Here is a 26,659-nt window from a genome sequence, read left to right as displayed (position 1 = left end):
CATGCCGCAGTTTTTCATCAACCGCCCGGTGTTCGCCTGGGTGATTGCCCTGTTCATCGTGCTGGCCGGCATCATCGCCATTCCGCAGTTGCCCATCGCCCGCTACCCGTCAGTGGCGCCGCCGTCGGTGACCCTCTACGCCACTTATCCGGGCGCCACCCCGCAGACGCTCAACGATTCGGTGGTGAGCCTGGTCGAGCGTGAGCTGTCGGGGGTGAAGAACCTGCTGTACTTCACGTCCTCGGTCGATACCTCGGGTACCGCTCAGATCACTGCCACCTTCAAGCCGGGCACCGACGTGGAGCTGGCCCAGGTGGACGTGCAGAACCGGATCAAAGCCGTCGAACCGCGCCTGCCCCAGGCCGTGCGGCAGAGCGGCCTGCAGGTGGAGTCCGCCGCCTCGGGTTTCTTGATGATGGTCGGCTTGACCTCGCCCAATGGTCAGTTCGATGAGGTTGCGCTGAATGATTACCTGGTGCGCAACATCGTCCAGGCGCTGCGTCGTATCGACGGTGTGGGGCGTGTGCAGCTGTTCGGCGCGGAGCAGGCCATGCGCGTCTGGGTCGACCCGAGCAAGCTCACCGCCTATGGCCTGACGATGAATGAGCTGGCCCAGGCCATCGAGCAGCAGAACGCGCAGATCGCCCCCGGCCGGGTCGGCGACGAGCCTGCGTTGCCGGGCCAGCGCCTGACCGTGCCGCTGACCGTGGAAGGGCAGCTGAGCACGCCGGAACAGTTTGCCGCTGTGGTCCTGCGCGCCGGTGCCGATGGGGCGAAGGTGGTGCTTGGCGATGTGGCGCGGATCGAACTGGGTGCGCAGTCCTACGCCTTTTCCAATCGCGAGAATGGCGTGGCGGCGACCAGTGCCGCCATCCAGCTCTCGCCCGGCGCCAACGCCGTCCGTACCGCTGCGGCGGTGCGCGAGCGCCTGGCCGAACTGGCGCCGGGCATGCCGGCTGGCATGGCCTACTCGGTGCCGTTTGATACGGCGCCTTTCGTCAAGGTGTCCATCGAGAAGGTGATCTACACCCTGTTCGAGGCCATGGCGCTGGTGTTCCTGGTGATGTTCCTGTTCCTGCAGAACCTGCGCTACACGCTGATCCCGGCCATCGTCGCGCCCATCGCGCTGCTCGGCACCTTTGCGGTGATGCTGCTGGCCGGTTTTTCGATCAACTCGCTGACCATGTTCGGCATGGTGCTGGCCATTGGCATCATCGTTGACGACGCGATCGTGGTGGTGGAGAACGTCGAGCGCCTGATGGCCACCCAGGGCTTGTCGCCGAAGGAGGCGACCATACGGGCGATGCAGGAAATCACTGGCGCGGTGATCGGCATCACCCTGGTGCTGACCGCCGTGTTCATCCCCATGGCCTTCGGCAGTGGTTCGGTGGGGGTGATCTATCAGCAATTCACCCTGTCGATGGCGGTGTCGATCCTGTTCTCGGCCTTCCTTGCCCTGAGCCTGACGCCGGCGCTGTGCGCCACGCTGCTGCGCCCGGTGGGTGCCGATCACCATCAAATGCGTGGCTTCTTCGGCGCCTTCAACCGTGGCTTCGCGCGCCTCACCGCAAGCTACGGTACGCGGGTGGCGCGCCTGGCCGGGCGCAGCGGGCGGATGATGGCGGCGTTCGCCGTGCTCTGCGCGGTGCTGACCATCGCTGCCGCGCAACTGCCGTCGTCCTTCCTGCCCGAGGAGGACCAGGGCTACTTCATGACCTCCATCCAGTTGCCGACCGGCGCCACCAGCGAACGCACGCTGGACGTGGTCAAGGCCTACGAGGCGCATGTGGCCTCGCGCCCGGGGCTGGACGCAAACATGGTGGTGCTGGGTTTCAGTTTCGCCGGCTCCGGCCCCAACGCCGCCATGGCCTTTACCATGCTCAAGGACTGGGACCAGCGTAATGGCGCCACGGCTGCCAGAGAGGCAGAACTGGCGCAGCAGGCCATGGCCGACAATGTCGAGGGGACGGTGATGAGTCTGATGCCACCGGCCATCGACGAACTGGGTACATCGTCCGGCTTCACCTTGTTCCTTCAGGATCGGGCCAACCGTGGCGAGGCCGCATTGTTGGCTGCGCAGGCGAAGTTGCTGGAGCTGGCGGCGCAGAGCAAGGTGGTCAGCGATGTCTACCCCGATGGCCTGCCACCCGGCGAGAGCATCCGCCTGGAGATTGACCGGCAGAAGGCCGAGGCCATGGGCCTGTCCTTTGCCGCCGTGAGCAGTACGCTGTCGGCGGCAATGGGTTCGCTGTACGTGAACGATTTTCCCAATGCCGGGCGGATGCAGCAGGTCATCCTGCAGGCCGATGCCCCGGCGCGCATGCAACTGGATGACGTGCTCGGCCTGCGCGTGCGCAATGCCAGCGGCGGTATGGTGCCGCTGCGCGAGGTGGTGAGGCCAGTGTGGAGCGAGTCGCCGCAGCAGATGACGCGCTTCCAGGGTTTCCCCGCCGTGCGCATCGCCGGGGGGGCGGCCGAGGGCGTTTCCAGCGGCGCGGCGATGGCCGAGATGGAGCGCCTGGTGGCACAGTTGCCGCAAGGCTTCGCCGTGGCCTGGACGGGACAGTCGCTGCAGGAGCGCCAATCGGCGGCGCAGGCCCCGCTGTTGATGCTGCTGTCGGCGCTGGTGGTGTTCCTGGTGCTGGCGGCGCTCTACGAGAGCTGGTCGATTCCGCTGTCGGTGATGCTGGTGGTGCCGCTGGGCCTGCTCGGTGCGGTGGCCGCGGTGATGTTGCGCGGCATGCCCAATGATGTGTTCTTCAAGGTGGGGATGATCACCATCATCGGCCTGTCGGCGAAGAACGCGATTCTTATTGTCGAGTTTGCCCGCCAGTTGCATGCCGAGGGTCGTACGCTGATCGACGCCGCCGTGACTGCTGCGCGCCTGCGCCTGCGCCCGATCTTGATGACCTCGCTGGCCTTCACCCTCGGTGTGCTGCCGCTGATGCTCGCTTCCGGCGCCAGCGCTGAAACCCAACATGCCATCGGCACCGGGGTGTTCGGCGGCATGCTCAGTGGCACCGTGCTGGCGGTGTTCTTCGTACCGGCCTTTTTCGTTTTCGTGATTGGCACGCAGGAGCGCTTGAGCACTTGGCGTGTGCAGCGTGGCGCCACCGCGCCGACCCAGGAGAACCCGTGATGCGTCTGTTATTGACCCTGCCGCTGCTCGGCTGCCTGACCGCCTGCTCGCTGACGCCAACCCTGCAACGCCCGGCTGCGCCGGTGCCGCTGAGCTTTCCGATGACGGCTACTACACAGGCCTCGACGCTGCCGGCCAGCGCGCTGGGTTGGCGCGCGATGTTCGGCGATCCGCGCCTGCAGCGGTTGATCGAGCTGTCGCTGGCCAATAACCGCGACCTGCGCCTGGCCACCCTCAATGTCGAGGCAGCGCAGGCGCAGGCCAACATCCCGCGTGCCGCGCGCTTGCCGGCAGTGGGGCTGGACGGGATGCATACGCGCGAACGTGCCCTGAGCACCGATACGAACGGCCAGACCCGCCGCGAGGTGAGCCAGCAGACCGGCGTGAACGTCGCGCTCAGCGCCTTCGAGCTGGATCTGTTCGGCCGCGTGCGGGCGCTCTCCGATGCGGCGTTTGCCCGCTATCTGGCCAGCGAGCAGGGGCGTGATGCGGCGCAGATCGCCTTGGTCGGCGCAGTGGCCGAGGCTTACTTCACCCAGCGCCTGGCCGACGAGCAACTGCAACTGACCGAGCGCACCCTGGCCGACTGGCAACAGTCGCTGGAGCTGGCACGCCTGCTCAAGCAGGCCGACCAGAACAGCAGCCTGGACGTGGCCCAGGCCGAAGGGCAGGTGGCCCTGGCCGAAGCCGATCTGGAAGCGCGTCGGCGCGCCCGGGCGCAGGCAGACAACGCCCTGCAGTTGCTGGTGGGCAGCGAGTTGCCTGGCGACCTGCCACCGGCGTTGCCGCTGGAGCGCCAGCCGTCGATTGCGCGCCTGCCCGCCGGCTTGCCGGCCGACCTGCTGCTGAGCCGACCCGACTTGCGCCAGGCCGAACAGATGCTGGTGGCCGCCAATGCCGATATCGGTGCGGCGCGGGCGGCGTTCTTCCCGCAGATTTCCCTGACCGCGTCGTTCGGATACGCCAGCACCTCGCTCGGTGGCCTGTTCGACACAGCCCGGCAGGTCTGGCGTTTCGCCCCACAGATTTCCCAGCCGCTGTTCCATGGCGGGCGCCTGCGCGCCGAACTGCGTTTGGCCGAGGTGCGCAAATCCGAGGCGGTCGCCCAGTACGAGCGCGCCATCCAGACGGCCTTCCGTGAGGTGGCCGATGCCCTGGCTGGAACGGCCACCTTCGATCGCCAGATCGAGGCGCAACTGCGCGCGGTGACCGCCGCCGAACGGCGCCTGTCGCTGTCCGACCTGCGCTATCGCGCCGGTGTCGACGGCCGTCTGGAATTGCTCGACGCTCAGCGCCAGTTGCAGGCCGCACGGCAGGCGCTGCTGGAACTGCGCCGCGCGGAAATCGCTAACCGGGTGGCCTTGTACAAGTCGCTGGGAGGTGGCCTGCATGAGCGCGATAGGGCGGAGATCGCCGCCGTCACGACGGCTCAATGAGTCGTCCACGTTGTCTATGAGCGCTTCCATGCGCGTTGTCCGGCGGAGCGCTGCGGGGCAGGAGATCGCTTGTGTGTCGCGGCGCTCGATCACCGGTGGTACGTGTTTGAGGGTTACATAACTGCCTGCCTGGCTGGCCTGCTTGCCGATCACCTTACACTCGTAGAGGCCTAAGTCAGTGGCTTCGGGGCAGTGTACGGCAGATCGGACGCTGCACGAGTTTTCAGGACAACCAAAGGTATCCTCTATTTGGGGGATGCGCGTGTCAAATGACATCACGTAGCATCGGACCAACTCCATGCAGGGGCACCTCAACGGAGTCAGGTTGCTAATGAGCCGGCCAACAGCGCCTCGAACAACCCCATTCTCAGCGGATACCCGTATGAACAAAATTTCTCATCTGGCCCTCGCGTTTGTTACCACGACCTTCATGGCCTTCGCGAACAATGCTTGTGCCGATCTTGTGCGGATCAATCAAGCGCCTTTGGCAGAAATCTCGCCCTCGCCGATTTCCGACCTCTTGGCCGAACCTGGAGGGGGCCTCTTCATTGACGTATCTCGTTCGATTGACCCAGACCTTGACGACTTGATTACCCTCTGGGAGATTGATCTTAACGAAGATGGCATGTTTGATATGCGTCACGACTTATTCCTTGGTCCCTGGTTCGCAGTCCCCTACGACTTGCTGACCGGTCCCTCCTTGTCGCTGGGAGCGGGAGATCACCTTGTTCGCCTGCGGGTATGGGACACATTCGGTGCGACTGGCTTTGACACGGCCATATTCACCATCCTGCCCGCCGCGGTTGCCACTGTCCCTGAACCCCAGACCTTCGGCCTGACCCTTGCTGGCATCGCGGCTCTATGGGGTACACGACGGCGCCGCCTGACTGCTCAAGCGGAGTAGAGGTCCGGACGTAGACCGTGCGGCTTTTTCCTCAGGTCCGCAGAGCGTCGCCAATCCGCCTCTTCCGCCCGTCTTGGCAAAGAAGCAGGGATCAGCCGTCGTCCTCCTTGCACATGTTCCAAACAGCATCTATGACAAGCCAATGCATACAGATTCTAGGTCCGTCTATATGGCCAAGGTAGCCAGAATCCACTCCGCGTCAGCAAAGATAATGTCATTTTGCGCAATTTTGGCCAGTACTGGTTGCGCGCAGTTGCTTAGCAAGTGGAACCTGTCAATACCTGAAAAGCTCGTGGTACAAGAACGTAAGCAAGTTGAAGGAACTAGCCGCAAACCGATAATCGTCGTGCGCTGGCCAGCCATACTTGACAAGAAAGCACACGATTCAATCGTCAATATCCAGTATGCCTATGTTAAACAAGTAACTGGAAACGATCTAAGGGGAATCGTTGATTATACGCAGCTACCTGAGCTCCTGCCCTATGCGACAACATTCTATGCCGCAGATCTTTACTTTGCCATACGCCGCGCCTATCCGGAGGCTATTGTCCTTCTTGAACCTACTCTTCTACAAGGGGCAAGTCGCAACAGAATTATTGATAGGCCACTTGCCGACATATCAATACCGATCGACCTTGTGGCAGATATTACGGTGGACCAGTCCGCCACCCACTCTGCGCTTGTGAGTGGCGCCTTCTATTTTAGCTTACGAGGCAGTCCCGGACTATCCACCAACTGCGGCGTGTATGTGGCAATGGAGTATAACTTTCCCAAGGGCGAGGAAGTGAACTCTTCGCGCTGTACATCATTCTCTGCTCATGACACACCCTTTAGTATGTGGTGGTCAGGTACAAGTTACCGATCCGACAAATGGCTGCTAAAGATCTCAGACGCGCTACCTGCGTCAACCTCATACACCTTGCGGTATCCGCTACTTTCCGAGGCAAATCATGGCGCGTTCAGTGCCACAGTGCCACCATATGTTGCTCAAGACCGGCCGGCCTCACCTGCCGAAGCTCAAAATGCACCGTTACAGCCGTATATTGAAAATTTCGGCAAAACGATTGCTTTGGCCGCCCAATTCATACCCGTCTCACGAGAAAACGGTAAGGCACTGGCGGAATACACCGCTTACTTCGACAAGCAACTATCAGACGCCCTGCGGACCGGTGCTACATTAACCACGGCAGAAGAGGTAAATCTAAAGTTTATAAGGAGAATTCTCGATAGCGAGTTGTTGGTCCGGGCGAAACACGACGAAGAAGTGGCAAGACAAATCTCTGCCGGCGACTTCGGGCAAGCCTTTAGGGATGTCAGACTTCAGATGTACGCAGAATACGGTAAAAAGATGCAGAGAACCTGGACATCAGTAGTCGGTGCCGTGGCGCTGCATGGCGCACTGCTTGAGAATTCAAAGACACCCACAGCGCTGGTTGGGGCTGAGAATGCAACAGTGGACCAATTTAATAGCGAACTGGCTGCACAAGGGCGTGACTACTATAAGTCCATAGCACCAATGATAGCCGAACTGGATTCGGCGGCGGTGGATGTAGGAAATCGATTGGTAACAATCAGAACAAATGATCAGGCTGCATTAAGGGCAGCGCTTGTCAATGTGTACAAGACAAATAGCGTCGCTGAAAAGCCTCATCCACTGGAAGATGGGAAACAGAAAGTCAAAAAAAAATAAGGATCGACAGCAATGTTTACGACTAGGATTGCTTTAACGGCAATGCTGTGGCTATTGTCAAATTTAGTGTCAGCCTCTCCACTTAATATGTCGAATTACCCGAAATTCCCAGATATCGGCACAACCCAGAACTGGGGCGCTGACTGGAGAAAGTATGATGATAAGACCGGCGCCACTCTGAGGAGTTTTCATAGCCAGTTAGATGAAATGCGCGCAGCGGAGCAAGAGCTCAAGGAATCGTGTCTGAATGACCGCCAAATCCGTAAAATGACAACCACGATCAAAGGCAAACAAGTACTGATTTGGCCCGAACGCTTTAAGGATTGCATGAACTACAAGAAACTGTTGGATGAGGGCACCTTCGCTACGGACAAAGTTATTCTTCCATATTTGAATCAGAAGTTCTCTGCCAACTACCCACCGCCAAGGGGCGATCCTAACCTGGTTGCTCAATGGAATTCCATTGCTAATAGTATGGTTCATTTTGGTGGAGGTGGATGTGACGGCGCATCACGTAGCATTGTCCTGTTTGGCACGCCGGGGTTTAGCGCTACACCGAAGGATGTTTTTAAGGATAACAAGAACCTATGCCCCCCGCAGTGGCGCGAACTGTTTAGCGAGTACGCGGTGGAAAAGAAGGTGGATAAGGGCAAATGCGTTAAGGGCTGGAGACCCAGTCTGGAAAACGGCCCTGACTGGGAAGAGTCGTGCAATTCAGACATCGATGCTGATTTTGATCGGGCGGATAAAAAGAGTAAGAAGTTAGAAGACGAGCTAGCTGAAATCGAAAAAGGGAACTACCGACAGTCTGAGAAGGATCGAGAGGCCACAAAGCATTCAGAAGACATTGCGAGAGCACAAGGTGCGCTGCCGGGGCGAAAGGGCGGTCTCGCAGCTGCAATGAGAGAGAGCATTGCGAGCCAAGAAGAAGATCTCAGGAAACAGGAGATATTTGGTGGCGAGCGAGGTAGAGCCATTGAAGACGCAGTGAGGGCTGTGGAAAGGAGCAAAGGAGGAACAAAATGGATTGGCGGGGGAAGTGCCCTCCCTGGAATCCCCGATAAATGTGACGACGCAGCATATTCACAGGCAGCAATGGCGTACGCGCAAAGGCGACAATCAGAGATACAGTCGCTCCCGCTCCAACAACAACAGTGTGAATTGGCGAAGATGATGGAAAAGGCTCTACAGACTGATCTGTCCTATTTTCAACGTTGTCCCAATCATCAGTCCGCAATTCCGGAAACGCGCGCAGCGTTGGCCGATACTGAAAAGCAAATTCCAAGTCTGTGCGGCAGTAGTCGGTAATGCAGGGCAATCGCACCTTCATGTCATCACCCCAAGCAGTTCTGCGCGAAATTTGTCCGACGTAGCGGCCAGCATGCGCTTGGTATGAGCGCTGGAGCGCAAATGGGCCTTCGCGGTCGCCTTTGCGGCCACGAAGGCAATTCGAAAGTCGCGAGAAAGCTATTCCGGAAAACGATGTCACGATGAAATTCGACCTGAACCTCAGTGCTGGCGCGGTACCGCCGGTTTTTGCATCGGCCTGCTAACCGCCCGCCGCTTGGTCGGCGCCTTCCGTAATCCAATAGGCCGCAGACTATGGCGACGTCGCCACCTTGAATATTACCGGCGTTGCCGCGTGGGTACTGACGGACGGCATGCTTACGGAGCAAGTGCCTGTGGCGGCGAAGGTATCCATTCGTCCTCAGGCAACTCGAAGACGATCATGTGCCCGGTGTCCACTGTCTCCAGGCATGCCGCGGGGAACAGAGCGCGCCACTCCTGCGGGTCAGCGACGGGGTCGTGCAGGGGATCGTGGCGACCGAAGAGGATGCGCACCGGACCGGAGAAACCCGTGGTTACGGATGGCGGCGGGTAGTCGACAAGCTCGCGCGTCACCGCCGCGAAGCAGTCCATGTCCAGCAGCAAGACTTTCGTCGCCTCGGCAAAGAATCGCTCCCGCGGCGAGACCGAAGCCGCTGCGAAATAGTGGTTCAGCACGTCGGGAATGGCGAGCAGGGCACTGAAGAGTGCGAGGATGGTGGCGTGGCTCTTTTCTTTCCGCAATGCCGTCACGGCCTCGCGTAGCGAGGCATCGCCGTGGCCCTGATCGAGCAGGTACTCTGCCATTCGCAATCCGGATCGTTGCGGATGCGGCATGGGGGCCGAGGGAGCGAGAATTGTCAGACTGCCAATATCGGCGGGGTGTCGTCTGACGAGTTCCAAAGCGATCAGGGCGCCGAAGGAAAGCGTAATCAGCGCCGGCGGATGACCCAGTTCGTGGCGTAGCCGCAGCAGTTGCCCGGCGGCGGCGTCGACCGTCCGTGAAAAGGCGCGGGGCGTGTCGGCGGCGATACGTGGCTGGTCCCACCAAAGTACGGGTAGTTGCTCTCCGAACCAGGCCCGCTCAATGGCGGAACTCATGCCTGGGCCGCCGTGCAGATACAGAGCGTACGGAGTTTGCGGCATCAGACCTCTCCCACTCCGGCGGGGTTATCGAAAGCAGCGAGGCTGGTCAGCAGCATCGCCACCAATTCGGTCTGGCGGTGGCAACCGGTCTTGGCGAATACAGCACTTAGCTGCGTACGGGCGGTGGAGACGGCAATCCCGAGTTCGATGGCCGCGGCTTCAAGGGTGCCACCCTCGATCAGCCGTGCGACGAGTCTGCCTTCGGCTGGAGTGAGACCCCAAAGCGTCGTGATCTGATCCGGTGGCAGAGTATGGCCCCCTGGGCGCACAAGGAAAATCACGATGCGAATCTCCCTTCCTGTCAATACCGGGTCGCCGCGCGGTGCAATCGGAAAAACGCGCAACTGCAGGGTGCCAGCACCGGAGTGGCGAACGATAATGTCGCCTCCCGCGCTCTCCCGTCCAGGCGGAGTCCGCTGCGTGATCTGGCCGATGAGTATTTGCAGGCGTTTGTTGGCCCGGGTATCCGCAAGAGAGATGCCGTTAGTTTGCAGTTGCAGCCCGAAGGCATCGGCCATTTTGCGTGCGGCAGCGTTGGCGAAGCGAGGCGAACCGGCTTTGTCCAGCAGAAGCACGCCAAGCCGCAGGCGGTCCATGAGGGTTTCGCTCAGGCGCTGAGCCTCTACGGCCTCGCCCAACAGACGCTTGATCTGCACCGCTCTCAGAAGGTGAGGGAGAAGCGGGCGGATGAGATCGAGATCCTGCTCTCCATAGGGGCCAGCGCGTTCGCTTCTGTGCATACCCAAGTAGAGCAGGAAGTCCTGGTCGCGGCCCATGTTGGAACCAACAACGTGGATCCGATCCTGAGGCTTTTCGTAGTCGTTGAAGAGTTCGGTTTGGCGGCGAACCTTGAGCGGAACGGCCAATTCCCCGATGACAAGTTCTCCAGGAGGGGATGCGGCGAGAAATTCCCGATATGGGTCGAGGTGAACGAAATGATCACGGTAGGCCTGCAGGAAGCGCTCGTCTTGGCCGTAGGCAATGACGAAACCTTCACTCTCGCGACGACAGTCCACCAGCCGAAGCACAGCCGAATGGCCGCCGCTACATGCTGAAATGCGACCAATCACCGACCCCATGTCGGCGCGATCCATCACCGTGTCGTAGATGGCCCCCACCAGGTCCAGAGCTTGTCTGTTCTGTGCCATCATTTTTACCTCACATTACGTCTCCCGAAAACATATATACACCCCGAAAGAATTGCAAATGAATTAAAAGCAGCTTGCCAAACTGCCCCGGACTGCAGTTTACGACGCACAGCCTGAAGGATGCGTTGGCAGGGTAATCGCGCCAAAATTGGATCTAACGCAGAAATGGGTCCTTTACGATCATGCGCTTAAAGGCCATTTGTTTGCATCATCACATTCTGTGTAGTTTCCTATTTCTTCAAATGGTCCGTGAAGGCAGGAAATGGTAAGTGGTTGACGCAAGTTTTTCCCAATCTCCAGCCCGTACAGCGGGTGGTACCGGTACCAAGATCTGGCCGAACTGGCAACGGTGGGGGGATGCGCGGTGTTTTCAGGCGTTGACGACTTAGGCAACGTTGAAACTACGGTGCTAAACAAGGCCACGCCACCTTGGTCTCATTGCTGAAGCGTCCTTGTCGCACATTCAGGCCCACCCAAACTCGTTTCGGCGAGATACATCAGATTTTCAGGCATTTGAGCGCCCCTGACTGATGGCCGTCTCATCAAACCCGGTGTGCCGGAGGCCAACAGGTGGGAGACCGCGGTGTATGGCGCTGGCCCAGGATGGGCCGTGACGGTGGCGGGCGGTCTCCCGGGCTTCAGTGTTGCCGTGCGATCAGCCCGGCGTCTGGTGTGGGGCCATGGCCGAGCGTTGGCGGTGTATCCCAGCCGCCGCCCAGGGCCCGGATCAGCGCCACTGTGGAGCGCGCCCGTTCGCCGTCCAGTTGTACCGACTGCAATGGAGTCATGTGCATCAGACGGAAAATCCTTCAAATTGAAAGTCACAATTGCGTCCGCATGACCGCGAAGCGCAGCAGCAAGGACATGACGATCAAGTCCCGTAATGATCTGCTCGAAGGGCTCCCACCCTGTCACGAGGCAATCAGGAATGGCGTTGCTCATCAATGCGCAGGTGCGCTGAAGATCCTCCTGCTTCAGATCCGGCCGTTGCCGCAAGAGGTTGCGACCCCATTCATCCTGAATCCGCTCAGACCAGCGCGCGTGAAACAGACCCTCACTGGCAAGGCTCAAGAGCACGTCGCGCAGAGGTGCGGGGTACAGCACGCAAGCGTCCAGAATCACCGTGTAGCGTGCTGACCCTGCCATATCAGTATCCCAAGCCCAACTCTTGAGCCTGGTCGGCCAAGGCCTGCAGTGCGGCATCCGATTCTGAGCGGGATTTTTGCTGATAGGTAATCATGTCCTCGAACAAGACACGCCGATGGCGACCAACCCTGCGGCAAGGCAGGTGTCCTGCCTCGATTTCCTTGATCACGTACGGACGCGACACATTCAACATGTTTGCCACTTCCTGAGTGGAGAGTTCAAGTTTCTGTGGCAGCACGGCTACAGGCTGGCGCTGTGCCATAACGCCGAGCAGATCGGCCATGAAGCGCAGCACCTTCGGGGGAAGCTCGACGATCGCCTGAGTCTCATCTTCACCCTGTGCGATCAGGCGTATGGTTTCCGCCCGCGAATGATCCAACGCCGCCATCAAGCAACGTTGAGCGGCTTGCGCCAGTGCCGCATCGTGCTCATCCAGCACGGTTTCGATGGCTGCTTGAACGTTTGCCATGATGTTTTCCTCCTGATTGTTTCTCTACGGGTGTGACCAGAAGTAGCACCTCGATATCCGTAATATACGAAACAAACGAAACGTTTGCTGGCTGTATTTTTTCATCTTTCCGATAGGAGAGTCAGATGATGATGCTGGGCCGCGGCCCGCATCAGTGGTGTGACGTCGGGACCTCGTGATCTCCCGGCCAGAAGCTTGAACTCGGTCAGGGTCAGATCCAGCGTCTGCCGCTGCTCATCCAGTATTACTGGACGCTCAGCGCCAGTTGCAGGCCGCACGGCAGGCGCTGCTGGAACTGCGCCGCGCGGAAATCGCTAACCGGGTGGCCTTGTACAAGTCGCTGGGTGGTGGCCTGTATGAGCGCTTCCATGCGCGCTGTGCTGAAGCGTCCTTGCCGCACGTTCCAGCCCACCCAGTATCGTTTCGGCGACATACATGGAAAATCCTGGTGGCAGGCTGGTCTGAACTTTGTCGATGACGGAGGGGGTACGGGCGAGAATGTCTTCGATGATCGGGCCGGCTGAGGGGGCGTAGCCGACCTTCTGCGCGGTGCTGTCGAAGTGGCGGCGCTGGATGCTGTGCATCTCGTAGTGCCGGTTCTTGCCGAGCAGCGCCATCGCCAGCTTGATTTCACGTGAGGACCATTGGTTTGGGCCGTCTCCAAGTACCGGGTAGGCGGACATCACGTCGTACAGTTGGGTCAGGTGAAAGCGACCGCGAGGCAGTATCTGGATGCTGAAGTTCTTCGCGTGGCCATCCGGCGCGCGCAGTAACCAGAACAGCACCTGCGCGGTCATCAGCGTCTTCATGTCGGCGTCGGCGTTGACGGATTGCCGTAGTGTCGAGAACAGCGCTTGCAGTCCCGGTCCGCCTTCGTTCTCGTACTTGCGCAGGGGCGGGCAAGCCTCCACTTGGCAGAAGTCCTCCTGTGGCAGGCGCATCAGCCATTTTCCATCCGGGGCCAGGCGCCGGTCGAAGCGCTCGACAACAAGCACGCGTTGCTGGCCAAACGTGGCGATGTCGGCATTTGCAGTGTTCAGGCCGTAAGCCTTGAGCAAGGTCAGGCATAACCACTCGTTGTCGATCGAGGTGGTGAAGTCCGCCCGTCTGCCGCCCATCAGCCCCAGCGGAAGCTTGAATATATGTGTTGTTGGCGTTGCGCCGCGGGGCTTCTGCCACTGCCCGGCCCACCACAGGAAAGCGGTTTTTTCCTGGGCGCCAGCGAGCGAGATGCGGAAATCTGCGTCTGGATCGGCATGGGGGCCGAATGCGCGTGGTGATACCGTTTCGACGAGGTGACGTTCGATGTCTTCTTCAGTCAGCGGGGTGCATTCGATGCGGTCGAAGCCCTCTGGGGTCTCGTCGTCGCCGAGGATCTGCACTGCGCCTACGCAGTCCCGGCCGACGGCCTTCAGAAGGTCGAAGGGGTCGGTTGAGCCAGTGCGGAAGCGTTCGGCTACGCGCTTGCGGATCGTATCGCTATCGGGTAACAGGTTGTCGAAGTAGTTGCGGACCCGGTCGCCCTTCAGCGGGAGGTTTTCCAGATTGAAAGGCAAGGATAGGGACAAGGGACGCCCGATGTCGGCATTGACCCAGTCGTCGTCGTACTGGAGCTGCATTTCGCCGCGCGCGGGAAGTGTCCAGCGCCCGACACGCCGGCCATTGGTCCAGATCGATAGTGCGCGGCCATGTGATTTGCGACCCATGTCACCACGCCGCTTCGGTGGAAGCTGGCGTCGCGCCGCCGCGCGGGCCCAGCGTGAGTTCCAGGCCAAGGGCTGAGCTCCAGGCCAGCAGTTGTGCCACGCTCAGGTCCTGGGCGTTCAGCTCCAGGTGCGATACCCGGGATTGGCTCAGGCCGATGCGGCTGGCGAGCGTGGATTGCGACAACTTGCGGGCCTTGCGTGCGGCCTGCAACACCTGACCGAGTTGTGAGCTTGTCAGCAAGACGTGGTGTGGAGCGGTCATGGCGATTACCTGAAATTCAACTAAATGAACTTTAGCTGTATTTCAGGTAGTTATCAAATATCGGATTTTCAGCTATTTGTGCGCCCCTGACTGATGGCCGTTTCATCAAACACGCCGCCCCGGAAGTCAGCAGGCGGGAGACCGCGGTGTATGGCGCTGGCCCAGGATGGGCCGTGACGGTGGCGGGCGGTCTCCCGGGCTTCAGTGTTGCCGTGCGATCAGCCCGGCGTCTGGCGTGGGGCCATGGCCGAGCGTTGGCGGTGTATCCCAGCCGCCGCCCAGCGCCCGGATCAGCGCCACTGTTGCGCGCGCCCGTTCGCCGTCCAGTTGTACCGACGCGCGGCGTTGCTGTAGCACGCTGCGATCGGCGTCGATGACTTCGAAGAAGCTCGCCGCGCCTTCGCGGTACTGCAGTTGCGATAGCTGTGCGGCGCGTTCGGCGGCGGCCACTGCCGTATCCTGAGCCTGGGTCTGATCGCCGAGGATGCGTACCGCGGCGAGGCTGTCCTCCACCTCGCGGAAGGCGGTCAGCACGGTCTGACGGTAGCGGGCGACGTCTTCCTCCCAGGCGGCGCGGCTGCGCTCGAGTTCGGCCTGACGACGGCCGCCATCGAAGATCGGTAGCGATAGCACGGTACCGGCAAGCGGACCGAGCAGGAAGGTGCGGCTCGACCACTGCAACAGGTCGCCGAGTTCGGCCGATTCGTAGCCGAGCGCGCCGGTCAGGGTCAGGCGCGGAAAGAAGGCGGCGCGGGCGACGCCGATGCGGGCATTGGCCGCAGCCATGGCGCGCTCGGCGGCAGCAATGTCGGGACGGCGCTCCAGCAGCGCCGACGGGAGTCCGGCAGGCACCGCGACGGTGATGCGGCCGAGCGGCTGCGGGGCGAAGCTGAACTCGGCCGGCGGCTTGCCGAGCAGGCTGGCCAGCGCGTGCTCGGTTGCCGCCCGACGGCGTGCGATGCCGTGAGCCTCCGATTGTGCCGAGGCGAGCTCGGTACGTGCGCGGGCGACGTCCAGTTCGCCGATGTCGCCGGCTTCGAAGCGGCGCTGCACCAGGTTCAGCGCTTCGCCGCGCAAATCCACCGTGGCGCCGAACAGCGCCTGTTCGGCGTCGAGTTCGCGCAGCAGGAAGTAGGCCTGCGCGACGTCGGCCTGCAGCGCGAGCTGTACCGAGCGCAGCAGGGCCTCGTTTTGTTGGGTGCTGGCGTTGGCGGCATCCACGGTGGCGGCGACGCGGCCGAACAGGTCGAACTCGTAGCCGATGCTGGCTTGTGCCCGCCACACCGTGGTGGTGGGGGTCGAAGCGTCGGCATCCAGCCCCTGCGAGGCGGGCGAGGGGCGTTGGCGGGTGGGGCCGAAGCCGGCGTCCACCTGGGGCAGGCGCTCGGCGCGGGTGCCGCCTTCCAGCGCGCGGGCCTGGGCCAGGCGGGCGACGGCGACCTTGAGGTCCTGGTTGGCGGCCAGGGCTTCGGCCTGCAGTGCGTTCAGTGTGTCGTCGCCGAACACCGTCCACCAGTCGCCGCGGTGCGTGTGTTCGGCCGGCGTGGCGGTTTTCCAGTGCGGGCTGGTGGCGGTTGCGGGTGCCGGTTCGGCCTCCTTGAAGGCGGCCGGGGTGCTGACTGCGGGGCGTTCGTACACCGGCGTCAGCGAGCAGCCGGCCGCCGCCAGCAGGGTGGCGAGCAGCAGTGGCAGGTGCCGGGCAGGGGAACGGGTTGCGGGGTGCGTGTTCATGGTCTGGTGTCCGTCTGGGTCAGGCGCTGTGCGGTGGGGACGCGGGGGCGGCGTGGGCTGCCGCGAGCGGCGCATCGAGTGGCGAAACGTGGGGCACGATCAGCGGTGCTGCGTGCGGGCTGGCGGTGTGCAGCCTGTGACCCTTGCCCAGGGTACGCAGCAGCACGTAGAACACCGGCGTCAGGAACAGGCCGAACAGCGTGACCCCGAGCATGCCGAAGAACACGGCGATGCCCATCGCCTGACGCATCTCCGAGCCGGCGCCGGAGGACAGCACCAGCGGCACGACGCCCATGATGAAGGCGATCGAGGTCATCAGGATCGGACGCAGGCGCAGGCGGCTGGCCTCGATCGCGGCGTGGAGCGGGGGGCTGCCCTGCAGTTCCAGTTCGCGGGCAAACTCGACGATCAGGATGGCGTTCTTGGCCGACAGGCCGACCAGCACCATCAGCCCGATCTGGGTGAACAGGTTGTTGTCGCCGCCGGTCAGCCACACGCCGGTGAGCGCAGCCAGGATGCTGGTCGGCACGATCATGATCACCGCCAGCGGCAAGGTCAGGCTCTCGTACTGGGCCGCCAGCACCAGGAACACCAGCAGGACGCTCAAGGGGAAGATCCACATGCCCGCGTTGCCGGCGAGGATCTTCTGGTAGGTGAGGTCGGTCCATTCGAACCGGATCCCCGGTGGCAGTACCTCGGCGGCGATGCGCTCGGCCGCGGCTTCGGCCTGGTCGGACGAATAACCGGGCGCGGGTCCGCCGTTGATGTCGGCGGCGGTGTAGCCGTTGTAGCGCACCACCATCTCCGGGCCAAAGCCGTTGCTGACCCGGACCAGCGAGGACAGCGGCACCATCTCGCCAGCGGCGTTGCGTGTCTTCAACTGACCGATGTCGTCCGGTCGCGCGCGGAAAGGCGCGTCAGCCTGGGCACGTACCTGGAAGACACGGCCAAAGCGGTTGAAGTCGTTCACGTACAGCGAGCCGAGATAGATCTGCATGGTGTCGAACACGTCAGTGACCGATACCCCAAGCTGCTTGGCCTTGACCCGATCCAGATCGACGTCGAGCTGGGGCACGTTGATCTGGTAGCTGGTGAAGCTGGGGCCGAGCTCGGGTGCCTGTTGTGCGGCGGCGATGAAGGCCTTTGCCGCAGCGTCGAGTTCGGCGTAGCCGAGTGCGCCGCGGTCTTCGATCTGCAGCTTGAAGCCACCCAGCGTGCCCAGACCCATCACTGGCGGTGGCGGGAACACGGCAATGAAGGCGTCCTTGATCGCGGCGTACTGGCCATTGAGCACGGCGCTGATCGCGTTCGCGGAGAGTTCCGGCGCGCGACGCTCGGCAAAGGGCTTGAGGGTGACGAACACGATGCCGGCCGACGAGCTGTTGGTGAAGCCGTTGATCGACAAGCCGGGGAAGGCGATCGCGCTTTGCACGCCGGGCTGTGCCAGCGCGATTTCGCTCATGCGCCGGATCACATCCTCGGTGCGATCGAGCGAGGCGCCGTTGGGCAGCTGGGCGAAGCTGATCAGGTATTGTTTGTCCTGTGCCGGCACGAAACCGCCGGGCACGATCCACGTCATTCCCGCGGCGAGGGCCAGCAGACCCACATACACCCCCATGACCGATGTCTTGCGTGAGATCACCCCGCGGACGCCGCGCCCATAGCCCTCCGACGCACGGCCGAAGAAGCGGTTGAAGCGGGCAAAGAAACCGCCGAACAGCCGGATCATCACCCGCGTGAGCCAGTCGGGGCGCCCGTCGTTGTCGTGGCCCTCGCCGTGGTGGCTTTTGAGCAGCAGGGCGGCGAGTGCGGGTGACAGGGTCAGCGAGTTGAACGCCGAGATCACCGTCGAGATGGCGATGGTCATCGCGAACTGCTTGTAGAACTGGCCGGTGAGCCCGGTCATGAAAGCAAGCGGCACGAACACCGCGACCAGGGTCAGCGCGATTGCGATGATCGGGCCGCTGACCTCCTGCATGGCGCGGTAGGTGGCGTCGCGCGGGTTGAGTCCGGCGGCGATGTTGCGCTCGACGTTCTCGACCACGACGATGGCGTCATCGACCACGATGCCGATGGCCAGCACCATGCCGAACAGCGACAGTGCGTTGATCGAGTAGCCGAAGGCCAGCATCAGGCCAAAGGTGCCGACGATGGACACCGGCACCGCGAGCAGCGGGATGATGGATGCGCGCCAGGTCTGCAGGAACACGATCACCACCAGCACCACCAGCGCCACCGCCTCGAGCAGGGTCAGCACCACCGCGTCGATGCTGGCGCGGACGAACTGGGTGGGGTCGTATTCGATGCGATAATCGACCGAGCTGGGGAAATCCTGCTTGAGCTCGGCCATTACCGCGCGTACCTGCCCGGAGACGGCCAGCGCATTGGCGCCGGGCGACTGCATGATGCCCATGCCGATGGCCGGCTGGTTGTCGAGCAGCGAGCGCAGACCGTACTCGGAGGCGTCGAGTTCGACCCGCGCGACGTCGCTCAGCCGGGTGACGCCGCCATCGGCCGCGGTCTTGAGCACGATGTCGCGGAACTCGGTTTCGGTCGACAGCCGTCCGCGGGCGTTGACCGAGAACTGCAGCGGCACGTCGGGCAGTGTGGGCGAGGCGCCGATCACGCCGGCCGCGACCTGCACGTTCTGCTCGCGGATCGCGCGTACCACGTCGCTTGCGGTGAGGCCGCGCTGGGCGACCTTGTTGGGGTCCAGCCACACCCGCATGGCGTAGTTGCCGGCGCCCCAGATGGCAACCTCGCCAACGCCAGGAATGCGCGCCAGACGGTCCTTGACGTTGAGCACCGCGTAGTTGCGCAGATAGGTGGCGTCGTAGCGGTCGTCGGGTGACACAAGATGGACAACCAGGGTCAGCGTTGGCGAGCTCTTGACCGTGGTCACGCCCAGACGCTGCACGTCTTCAGGCAGTCGCGGCAGCGCCTGCGACACGCGGTTCTGTACCAGTTGCTGGGCCTTGTCCGGATCGACGCCGAGGCGGAAATGCACGGTCAGCGCAAGGTTGCCGTCGCTGTTGGCCTGCGATTGCATGTACAGCATGTCTTCGACGCCGTTGATCGACTCTTCCAGCGGCGAGGCGACGGTTTCGGCGATGACCTTGGGGTTGGCACCCGGGTATTGGGCGCGCACCACCACCGAAGGCGGCACGACCTCCGGGTACTCCGAGATCGGCAGCTGGAACATCGCCAGCAGGCCGCCGAGCAGGATCAGCACCGACAGCACGCCGGCAAAGATCGGCCGGTCGATGAAGAACTTCGAGATGTTCATGGCGTCCGTCTCAGCTGTTGTCGGCGGTGGTGGCACGGGCGCTTGGTGCCGTCGGGTGGGGGCTGCCGGACATCAGCACCGGGTTGGGGCTGACGGTCTGGCCGGGGCGGGTGCGCTGCAGGCCGTTGACCACGATGCGCTCGCCCGCCTGCAGGCCGTCCTCGACCACCCGCAGGGAGCTTTGTGCACCCCCCAGGCTGACTTCGCGGTAGGCGGTGCGATTGGCGTCGTCCACCACCAGCACGAAGCGCTTGTTCTGATCGGTTCCGATCGCGCGTTCGTCAATCAACAGGGCTTCGCGTGTGTTGCTGCTGCCCAGCCGGATGCGGGCGTATAGGCCGGGAAGCAGGGTGCCGTCCGGATTGTCGAACACCGCACGCACGCGGATCGTTCCCGACGAGGTGTCCATCCGGTTGTCGACCGAACTCACGACACCGCGACGCGGGTAGTCGTCCTCATTGGCCAGGCCGAGGTGCACCGGTACGCCAGCGCCGCTCTGGCGACCGTTGATCAAGGCGAGATAGCTTTGTTCGTCCACATCGAAGGCGGCGTAGATTCGCGCGACCGAGACCAATGTGGTGAGTGGCGGTGAGCCCGCGCCCGCGGCGACCACGTTGCCCACGGTGACTTCGGCGCGTGACACGCGGCCGGACACCGGCGCGGTGATGCGGGTGTATTCCAGGTTGAGCCGCGCCGACTCCACCGCGGCGCGTGCGGCCAGCCGGTTGGCTGCCGCTTCGCGGGCGGCGTTCTCTTTTTCGTCGAGCACGCGACGGGCGATCGCGTTGTCGGCAATCAGGCGTTCGGCGCGGGCAAGATCGTTTGCCGTATAGGCCGCCCGTGCCTCGGCCGCGGCCAGGCCGGCACGGGCCTGCTCCAGCACGGCAGCGTAGGGCCGGGGGTCTATGGTGAACAGCGGGTCGCCCTTGCGTACCAGCGCACCGTCTTCGAAGTGGACCGCGACGATCGTGCCGGACACCTGGGGCCGGATCTCGACCCGGTCGACGGCTTCGAGGCGACCTGAGTAGTTGTGCCAGTCGGTGATGTGCTGGCTGGCAACAGTGGCGACGTCGACTGCGGCGGCTGGTGCGACGGCGGTTGCCGGCTGGGGGCCGGCCTGTACCGCCAGGGTGGCGAGCCCGCCGCCGAGGGCAAGGGTCAGCGCGACGGCGGTCGCGAGGGCATAGGGTTTGCGCAAGAATGGCATCGCGTTGCTCCAGTGGGGTTCCGATACGCCGGGTGACGGGCATCGGATCGAGTTTTGGATCGCGCTGCGGGGGTGGTTGATGCAGCGCGCTTGCGAGGCGGACCCAAGCTGGCGACCGGGTGGGGTGTCAGGCTTGGATTGCCGCGATGCATCAATTCTGGGTGTTGTTCTTGGGTGGATAAATATTCGGATAACGGAAACACTATTCGCTCAGGACGAATAATCCTTGACGGAAGACGTGCATAATCCGGCCAGCGAAGTTCGCATGCGGAGGAGTCATGGATCGCTTTCAGGCCATGCAAGTGTTTACCCGGGTGGTGGATGCCAACAGCTTTTCACGGGCGGCCGACAGCCTGGGGCTGCCACGTGCCACCGTCACCACCATCATCCAGAACCTCGAGCGTTTGCTGCAGGTGCGTCTGCTCAACCGCAGTACCCGCCGCCTGAGCCTGACGCCGGACGGTGCGGCCTACTACGAGCGCTGCCAGTGCATTCTGGCTGACGTGGAGGAGACCGAAGCCTCGTTTCGCGAAGCGGCACGTGCGCCGCGCGGACGGCTGCGCATCGACGTGCCGGCCATGATCGGGCGCCTGGTACTGATTCCGCGATTGTGCGAGTTTCACGAGCGCTATCCCGAGGTGGAGCTTGCCATCGGTATGACCGATCGCCCGGTGGACATGGTGCGCGAGGCGGTCGATTGCGCCATCCGCATCGGTGCGTTGCCGGACTCCTCGCTGGTGGCGCGGCGTATCGGAACCTTTTTTGGCGTCACCTGTGCGGCGCCGTCCTACCTGGAACGTTATGGTGAGCCGAAGACCCTTGAGGATCTCGCCCATCATCGCGCGGTGCATTACTTTTCCAGCCTTACCGGGCGCAGCCTCGACTGGGATTTTGTGGTGGACGGCCAGGTGACCGAGGTGAAGGTGAGCGGTGTGGTTTCGGTGAACGACGGCGATGCCTATCTTGCTTGCGCGCTGCAGGGTTTCGGTCTGGTGCAGGCACCGCGCTTCATGGCATTGCCGCACCTTGAATCCGGCGCACTGCGCGAAGTCCTGCCGCAGTGGAGCCCGGCACCGATGCCGATATCGGCAATCTACCCCGCCAACCGTCACCTGTCGCCCAAGGTGCGCGCCTTTGTCGACTGGGTGGCCGAGTTGTTTGCCGGCTGTCCGCTACTTGGCGGTAGTGCGGCGGTCGATCATTGCTGCAATTACCAGGGCAAGCCTGGCAGCAATACCCTGCGTTCCCTGGTCGAGCAGCAGAACCTTGTCGAGAGCGTGCCTGGATAGGCATTCAACGCCCGTGCGTACAAGGGGGGCGTAGCCGCATGCAGCGGGTGAGCTCGCAGCCCCGGGGTCAGCCGGGGCAGTGCTGTGCTGTGTATTGTCGGTCTGTCAGCGACTTGCGTCGCCCCGGTTCAGGCTGCAGCCGGACTGACTGCCCGCATCAGCCCGGCAAACGACAGGGTTTCCGGCTCGGGAGCGGCGTAGCGGCCGCGGTAGAACAGCAACGGGGGGTGTTCGGTGGTGCTGAAGTCCTGAACCCGACCGACCAGGATCAGGTGGTCGCCGCCGTCGTAGCGGTGTTCGACCGTGCATTGGAAGACGGCGGCGCAGTTGGGCAGCAGCGGAATGTTGCCCAGGCCGTTTGCGGTGTCGAGGTCGGCGAACTTGTCGGTGCCGGCGCGGGCAAAGCGATCGGACAGACTCTGCTGGTCACTGGCAAGCACATGGATGGCAAAGTTGGGGTTGTGCTCGAAGGCGGCCAGGCTCCAGGATTTTTTTGCCAGGCTCCACAGCACCAGGGGCGGTTCGAGTGAGACCGAGGCAAAGCTGTTGACGGTGACGCCGACGGGCTCGCCCTGCGCATCGCGGGTGGTGACGATGGTGACGCCGGTGGCAAAGTGGCCCAGGGCGTTACGGAACTGGCGGGGGTCGATCATGATGTGCTGCTCCTTGTCGTGGACCCTCTCCGCGACGGCACGGTACAGGCCGTGACGCGCGGAGGCGGGGGATGCGCGGCTGGCTTCAGGCGGCCAGTTTCTGCATCTCGGTGTCGATCAGACGGTCGGTGTCGGCCGGATCAAACCAGAAGTTGGCGTAGTCGCGTGGATCGTTGAAACCGTTGGCGATACGCGAGGCGATGCTGGGAACCTGTTGCGCGGTGCCAAGCAGCTTGACGATGTGCTCGGGCGGCGGGAACAGCAGGCTGTTGGTCCAGCGCACGACCTTTTCGGCGTAGCCGTTGTACAGCGCGTCGAAGGTCTGGCGCATCCAGGCTTCGTCAAAGGCCTGGTCGCCGCGCGCCAGGATGGCGTCGTAGTAGTGCTTGGCGCCCTTGGTGGCGTTGTTGGAGCCCTGGCCGGTGATGGGGTCATTGACCAGTACCGCGTCGCCCATGCCGAACACCTTGCGGCCGGAGGGCAAGGTCAACACCGCGTTGCGCACGGTGGGGGTGATGCGGCCGGCGAGGATGCCGTTGGCGTCGGTCAGCTGACAGTCGCGGCTGCGTTCGTATTCCCAGGGCACGAAGGTCTTGAGGATCTCCAGGCTCTTTGCCAGATGCTGCTCCGGGCTCCTGACGTCGCCCCAGCAGTCCATCGGGCCGCCAGGTACGCCCTCGAACACCATGATGTCGCAGGCCTGGGTGCCGTTGGCACCATGGGTGGTCAGCGCGGGGAAGACGAAGTACTCACCGACGCCGGGGATCAGGTTGAAGTTGACGCACTCGTAGTAGTCGTGGCGTTTCATGCCGGTGACGTAGGTCAGGGCCAGCTGGCGCATCGGTTGCTTGATCGGCGAGCGGCTCTCGTCGCGGCCGAGCAGGTTGACGATTTCGCCCTTGCCGCCGGCCAGCAGGACCAGTTCATGTTCGCGAGACAGCGCTTCCAGTTGTTCGACACCGACATCTTCGAAGCGTAGATCGCCGCCGCGGGCGACGAACTCCTTCATCCAGCCGGGCATCTTCACCCGCTGGTCCACCGACTGGCCGGGCGCGGTGAGACGGGCATGCCAGTGCATGGCCTTGTTGCCGCTACCGTCGGGCATGGGGATGGAGAAGCTGATGCCGTCGGTGGCAGGGCAGTCCTTTTCCCACTGGTTCATGCGGAAATCGCGCTCGATCTGCAGCGCGGGGTCGAAGATGAACTGCGAAGACATGACCTTGCCGTTCCAGACGTCTTCGGCCGTGCGGTTGGTGACCATGGTGACCGCGTAGCCTTGGTCGAGCAGGCCGCAACCGAGCAGCAGGCCTGCCTGGCCGGCGCCGACGATGGCGATGGAGCGACGGGTTTGGGTGTTCTGGGCGAGATGCATGTGCGTCTCCTTGTGGGGGCGTGGGTAGGGGAAAGGGGCGGGGGGAAGGAGCGGGGGGAAGGAGCGGGGGGAAGGGGCAGGGTGGGGTCAGGACATCAGGCGGGTGATGGCGGCCGCGCGACCTTCCGGGCCGAGTGCGGTGTAGCCGCCGTCGCAGGCGTAGTCGGCGCCGGTCACGAAGCTGGCATGGTCGGACAGCAGGAAGCTGACGACTTGTGCAACTTCTTCCGGCAGACCCAGACGGCCCAGCATGTGGTAATCCGCGGCAACCGCATCGGCCTTGGCCTTGTCTCCGCCGGAGAGGGCGTCGATGACCGACGACCAGGTCCAGCCCGGTGACACCGAGTTGACGCGGATGTGGTCGGTGGCCAGGTCGTTGGCGGCGGCACGGGTGAATTGCTGGATGGCGGCCTTGCTGACCGGATACAGCCAGCGCCCGGCCTGGGCTGCGGTGGCGGAGATGGAGGCGAAGTTGACCACTGCACCGCCGCCGCGCTTGACCATCTCTGGCCGGCAGGCCTGCAGCATCATGGCGGCACTGACCAGATTCACGTCCAGTGCCTGCGACCACTCGGCACGGGTGGAGGCGGCACCGTTATCCACATAGGTGCAGGCGCAATTGACCAGGTAGTCCACGCCGCCGAAAGCCGCGACGGTGGCGGTGACGCAGGCGGCGATCTGGTTGTCGTTGCTGACGTCGGTGTGCTGGAAGCGGGCAGCCGGGCCCAGACGGTCGGCAACCGCGGCACCCTTGGTGGCGTCGATGTCTGCCAGCACCACGCGGGCACCGTTTGCGATCAGGTCACGGGCAACCGCCTCGCCGATCAGTGTGGCGCCACCGGTGACGATGGCGACCTTGTCCTGAAGTCCTTTCATCTGCTGTGTCCTCAAGTCGATGACGCCACCCCGGGCGTCCTTGGGACACAGTTTTCATTTCAGCGCGCTTGCGGTGTATCCGCTTTGCGCGAGCGGATTGTCCGGAACGCGCACACCTGTGCTGCGCTGCGTCAGTTGCGCAGTGTGCGTCCGGCGGTCTGCGACGGCGTTTCGCCAAAACGCGCCTTGTAGTAGGCAGAGAAGCGGCCAAGGTGGGCAAAGCCGTAGCGGTGCGCCAGTACCGCGACTTTGTCGGTGGCCGGGTGGGCGCTGGTCAAGGCCTTGCGCACGCAGTCGAGACGGGCATCGCGCAGATAGACCAGCGGTGAGGTGTCGCAGTGCTTGCGGAAGCCTTCTTCCAGCGCTCGTACGCTGACACAGGCGGCGCGTGCAATGTCGCCGACCGTGATCGCATCTTCGATATGCGCATGGATGTAGTCGATGGCGCGCTGCAGGTGGCGGGGGCGGGCGTTGTCCTGCGGTTGTTCCAGACGGGCGCTGTAGTTGTGGCGGTGGAGTTGCAGCAGGCCGCGGATCAGGCAGTCTTCCAGCCCGGCGACGGTAGGGCGGAAACGCAGCCAGTCGGCGCCGCAGTGGTCGATGTTGTCGGCCAGGTCGCCCAGCATGCGGCACCAGCTGCGTGTCATGCCCTCACGCTGCGACAGGGCCACGTCGAAGGTCAGAGGCTCGTTCACGGGTTCGCCCAGGTGCTCGGCCAGCCGGCGCTCGACGGATTCCTTGGGGATCCACAGCATCAGCTGGCGGTTGTCGTGGCGCCAGTGCATGCGTGTGGCTTCGTGCGGATTCAGGATCGTGGCGGTGTCAGGGGTGGAGTGCACCGCCTGTTGCCCGCAGCGGATCTCCGCAGTGCCTTCCAGTGGCATCTGCACCAGATAAAAGCTGTCAAGATATCCCGGGTTGATATCGACGTCGGTACCATAGGTCAGGTAGTTGAGCGCGGTCTCGCCCAGACGCACCAGATTGTGGCGCGACGAAAACGGCGTACGGGTGTTGACCTGGCGCAGTTCGTGCGGGCAGAACACGCGGGCCACCTTGTGGCGAGCTTCGTCGGCGTCCCGCGAACTAAAAAAGGGATAAGCCGCCAGCGGCTCGATGGTGCCGCACAAATTTGGTGCACTCATACCGGTCTCCTGCGAATGGGTGCGAGCTACTGAGGAACGCTGGGTCATCGGGGACTCTCCGGTCGGGTTCGATGCTCAACGCGCAAACAACGTATAGTTATAAACAATTTATAAGCAAAGATGCGCGTTTCGCAAGGTTCATGTTTCACGGAAGCGAAATACTCGGGAAATCAGGGTCATGACTGAACAGACAGTACAGGCGCTTCAAGCAAATTCCGAGCCGGCTGAGATGGGCCGCTTCGTCGATCACTACCTGGCCTTCCTGCTGGCACAGGCCAGCAGTCGTATCTCGCGGGAGTTCCATCGCGAAGTCGAGGCGGCGGGCTTGTCGGTGACCGAATGGCGGGTGCTGGCGAGTCTGGAAGGAAGCGAGGGCGAGAGCATCGGTACCTTGAGCCAACTGACGCTGACCAAGCAGCCGACGCTATCCAAGGTGGTGCAGCGCATGGAGAACGAGGGCATCGTCGCACGCACCCGGGTGCGTGCCGACCGTCGCCAGACGGTGGTGCGGATCACGCCCAAGGGGCACCGCCTGACTGACGCGCTGCGTGATCGCGCAATTGCGCACCAGGAGCGGGTACTGGAACCTTTCGGGCGCGAGAAGGCGACCTTGTTGATTTCGATGCTGATCGATCTGCTCGCCCTGCACCCCCCATTGCCGCCGGTCGCCAGCGACAACAGCCAGGATTGAATCCGGATATGAACGGAAGATTGCGGTCCTTGTTGACTTG

At 62.8% G+C, this 26,659-nt stretch carries 20 protein-coding genes and 1 pseudogene; 7 read left to right on the top strand and 14 right to left on the bottom strand.

The genetic code is table 11. The features are described from left to right. Nucleotide 1: 1 nt before the first annotated feature. The 5 genes from DNK49_RS14585 (at nt 2) to DNK49_RS14565 (ending at nt 8,477) form a co-directional block, all read left to right on the top strand. Nucleotides 2-3,139 (top strand): multidrug efflux RND transporter permease subunit, encoded by a 3,138-nt coding sequence (locus DNK49_RS14585; protein WP_110526032.1) that lies wholly within the window; start codon nt 2-4, stop codon nt 3,137-3,139. Then, nucleotides 3,139-4,575 (top strand): efflux transporter outer membrane subunit, encoded by a 1,437-nt coding sequence (locus tag DNK49_RS14580; RefSeq protein ID WP_110525976.1) that lies wholly within the window; start codon nt 3,139-3,141, stop codon nt 4,573-4,575. The genes DNK49_RS14585 and DNK49_RS14580 overlap by 1 nt, the downstream gene beginning before the upstream one ends. Before the next feature lie 382 nt (nt 4,576-4,957). Continuing rightward, entirely contained in the window at nt 4,958-5,479 is a 522-nt protein-coding gene (locus DNK49_RS14575) for a PEP-CTERM sorting domain-containing protein (RefSeq protein ID WP_165843339.1), read from the top strand. A 169-nt stretch (nt 5,480-5,648) separates the two neighbouring features. Next, on the top strand, nt 5,649-7,169 hold the full coding sequence (locus DNK49_RS14570) for a hypothetical protein (protein ID WP_110525970.1): 1,521 nt from the start codon (nt 5,649-5,651) through the stop codon (nt 7,167-7,169). Nucleotides 7,170-7,211: 42 nt separating this feature from the next. Continuing rightward, nucleotides 7,212-8,477 (top strand): hypothetical protein, encoded by a 1,266-nt coding sequence (locus tag DNK49_RS14565; RefSeq protein WP_133255109.1) that lies wholly within the window; start codon nt 7,212-7,214, stop codon nt 8,475-8,477. Nucleotides 8,478-8,834: 357 nt separating this feature from the next. On the opposite strand, the gene DNK49_RS14560 is transcribed toward DNK49_RS14565, so the two are convergent. The 10 genes and pseudogenes from DNK49_RS14560 to DNK49_RS14520 form a co-directional block, all read right to left on the bottom strand. Next, entirely contained in the window at nt 8,835-9,641 is an 807-nt protein-coding gene (locus DNK49_RS14560; RefSeq protein ID WP_110525963.1) for an alpha/beta fold hydrolase, read from the bottom strand. Continuing rightward, nucleotides 9,641-10,792 (bottom strand): helix-turn-helix transcriptional regulator, encoded by a 1,152-nt coding sequence (locus DNK49_RS14555; protein ID WP_110525960.1) that lies wholly within the window; start codon nt 10,790-10,792, stop codon nt 9,641-9,643. The genes DNK49_RS14560 and DNK49_RS14555 overlap by 1 nt, the downstream gene beginning before the upstream one ends. Before the next feature lie 635 nt (nt 10,793-11,427). Beyond that, nucleotides 11,428-11,583, bottom strand: coding sequence for a hypothetical protein (locus DNK49_RS24685; protein WP_165843334.1), 156 nt, complete (start codon nt 11,581-11,583; stop codon nt 11,428-11,430). Between the two features lie 28 nt (nt 11,584-11,611). Next, nucleotides 11,612-11,935: pseudogene (locus DNK49_RS24680) on the bottom strand (PIN domain-containing protein); the annotation flags it as partial. Nucleotide 11,936: 1 nt separating this feature from the next. Next, the gene (locus DNK49_RS14545) at nt 11,937-12,404 is read right to left on the bottom strand and encodes a helix-turn-helix domain-containing protein (RefSeq protein WP_110525958.1); all 468 of its coding nucleotides are present in this window, start codon (nt 12,402-12,404) and stop codon (nt 11,937-11,939) included. Between the two features lie 314 nt (nt 12,405-12,718). Next, nucleotides 12,719-14,110, bottom strand: coding sequence for a type II toxin-antitoxin system HipA family toxin (locus DNK49_RS14540; protein WP_110525956.1), 1,392 nt, complete (start codon nt 14,108-14,110; stop codon nt 12,719-12,721). A gap of 1 nt (nt 14,111) precedes the next feature. After that, nucleotides 14,112-14,372, bottom strand: coding sequence for a helix-turn-helix domain-containing protein (locus DNK49_RS14535; RefSeq protein WP_110525952.1), 261 nt, complete (start codon nt 14,370-14,372; stop codon nt 14,112-14,114). Nucleotides 14,373-14,573: 201 nt separating this feature from the next. After that, nucleotides 14,574-16,103, bottom strand: a complete 1,530-nt coding sequence (locus tag DNK49_RS14530; RefSeq protein ID WP_110525949.1) for an efflux transporter outer membrane subunit — start codon at nt 16,101-16,103, stop codon at nt 14,574-14,576. 19 nt (nt 16,104-16,122) lie between these two features. Continuing rightward, nucleotides 16,123-19,389 carry an efflux RND transporter permease subunit gene (locus DNK49_RS14525; protein WP_110525946.1) on the bottom strand — a complete coding sequence of 1,089 codons (3,267 nt, stop codon included), beginning with the start codon at nt 19,387-19,389 and terminating at the stop codon, nt 16,123-16,125. A gap of 10 nt (nt 19,390-19,399) precedes the next feature. Continuing rightward, a complete protein-coding gene (locus tag DNK49_RS14520) occupies nt 19,400-20,596 on the bottom strand; it encodes an efflux RND transporter periplasmic adaptor subunit (protein WP_110525943.1) in 1,197 nt (398 codons plus the stop codon). Nucleotides 20,597-20,874: 278 nt separating this feature from the next. Here DNK49_RS14520 and DNK49_RS14515 point away from each other — a divergent pair, with 278 nt between their 5' ends. Next, nucleotides 20,875-21,885 carry a LysR family transcriptional regulator gene (locus tag DNK49_RS14515; protein ID WP_110525940.1) on the top strand — a complete coding sequence of 337 codons (1,011 nt, stop codon included), beginning with the start codon at nt 20,875-20,877 and terminating at the stop codon, nt 21,883-21,885. A gap of 128 nt (nt 21,886-22,013) precedes the next feature. Here DNK49_RS14515 and DNK49_RS14510 read toward each other — a convergent pair whose 3' ends face one another. The 4 genes from DNK49_RS14510 to DNK49_RS14495 form a co-directional block, all read right to left on the bottom strand. Next, nucleotides 22,014-22,538 carry a flavin reductase family protein gene (locus tag DNK49_RS14510; protein WP_110525937.1) on the bottom strand — a complete coding sequence of 175 codons (525 nt, stop codon included), beginning with the start codon at nt 22,536-22,538 and terminating at the stop codon, nt 22,014-22,016. 85 nt (nt 22,539-22,623) lie between these two features. Then, entirely contained in the window at nt 22,624-23,910 is a 1,287-nt protein-coding gene (locus DNK49_RS14505) for a styrene monooxygenase/indole monooxygenase family protein (RefSeq protein ID WP_110525933.1), read from the bottom strand. A gap of 87 nt (nt 23,911-23,997) precedes the next feature. Beyond that, complete coding sequence (locus DNK49_RS14500) at nt 23,998-24,786, bottom strand: SDR family oxidoreductase (protein ID WP_110525930.1); 789 nt, start codon at nt 24,784-24,786, stop codon at nt 23,998-24,000. Between the two features lie 131 nt (nt 24,787-24,917). Beyond that, nucleotides 24,918-25,928 carry an AraC family transcriptional regulator gene (locus tag DNK49_RS14495; RefSeq protein ID WP_110525927.1) on the bottom strand — a complete coding sequence of 337 codons (1,011 nt, stop codon included), beginning with the start codon at nt 25,926-25,928 and terminating at the stop codon, nt 24,918-24,920. Nucleotides 25,929-26,106: 178 nt separating this feature from the next. Here DNK49_RS14495 and DNK49_RS14490 point away from each other — a divergent pair, with 178 nt between their 5' ends. Beyond that, nucleotides 26,107-26,619, top strand: a complete 513-nt coding sequence (locus tag DNK49_RS14490) for a MarR family winged helix-turn-helix transcriptional regulator (protein ID WP_110525924.1) — start codon at nt 26,107-26,109, stop codon at nt 26,617-26,619. The last annotated feature ends 40 nt before the right edge of the window (nt 26,620-26,659 follow it).

Source organism: Parazoarcus communis SWub3 = DSM 12120 (assembly GCF_003226565.1).
Classification (GTDB): Bacteria; Pseudomonadota; Gammaproteobacteria; order Burkholderiales; family Rhodocyclaceae; genus Parazoarcus; species Parazoarcus communis.
Note: the sequence above shows the minus strand (reverse complement) of the source record. Positions and strands in the feature narration are given on the sequence as shown.